At 46.2% G+C, this 1,110-nt stretch carries 1 protein-coding gene; it reads left to right on the top strand.

Annotation, left to right across the window (positions count from 1 at the left end):
* On the top strand, positions 1–1,110 hold a 1,110-nt coding region (locus tag OQJ75_RS22425; RefSeq protein ID WP_266067293.1), incomplete at both ends, for an Ig-like domain-containing protein.

The raw sequence follows: 1,110 nt of genomic DNA, 5'->3' as shown, positions 1-1,110 counted from the left end.
TCACCGATGTTGATGGTAAATCAGAAAATTATACAGCGATAGTTTCCGGTGGCGAGTGGACCCTGACGGGGCAGAACTACTCAGGTTTTGCTGAAGGCGAGTTAACGGTTGAAGCAAGCGTTACGGACGTTGCAGGCAATACTGCTACTTCTAGCGATACTATCGTCAAAGATACACTGGCGGATATCAGTGTCGATTTTGATGGTTTTGGTGATGAGTACTACAACTCTGCCGAGGTGAGTAATGGCGCATTAGTTGGCACGGTGACCAATGTTGAAGATGGCCAAGAAGTTTCAATCACTATCACCGATGTTGATGGCAAGTCAGAAAATTATACCGCGATAGTATCTGGTGGCGAGTGGACATTAGTCGGCCAAGACTATTCGGGTTTTGCAGAAGGTATCATGACTGTAGAGGCTACAGTTACTGACGTTGCAGGCAATACTACAACTTCTAGCGATACTATCGTCAAAGATACGTTAGCAGACATCAGTGTCGATTTTGATGGCTTTGGTGATGAGTATTACAACTCCGCCGAAGTGAGTAATGGCATTTTGGTCGGAACTGTGATCAATGTTGAAGATGGCCAGACAGTATCAATCACCATCACCGATGTCGATGGCAAGTCAGAAAATTATACCGCGATAGTTTCTGGTGGCGAGTGGACCCTGACGGGGCAGAACTACTCAGGTTTTGCTGAAGGCGAGTTAACGGTTGAAGCGAGCGTTACGGACGTTGCAGGCAATACGGCAACTTCTAGCGATACTATCGTCAAAGATACGTTAGCGGACATCAGTGTCGATTTTGATGGTTTTGGTGATGAGTATTACAACTCTGCTGAGGTCAATAATGGCGCATTGGTCGGCACGGTGACCAATGTTGAAGATGGTCAAGAAGTTACTGTCACCATCACCGATGTTGATGGCAAGTCAGAAAATTATACAGCGATAGTTTCCGGTGGCGAGTGGACTCTGATTGGTCAAGACTATTCGGGGTTTGCTGAAGGCATTTTAACAGTAGAAGCAAGCGTTACGGACGTTGCAGGCAATACGGCAACTTCTAGCGATACTATCGTCAAAGATACACTGGCGGATATCAGTGTCGATTTTG

The organism is Vibrio sp. 14G-20 (assembly GCF_026241515.1).
GTDB lineage: Bacteria > Pseudomonadota > Gammaproteobacteria > Enterobacterales > Vibrionaceae > Vibrio.
Note: the sequence above shows the minus strand (reverse complement) of the source record. Positions and strands in the feature narration are given on the sequence as shown.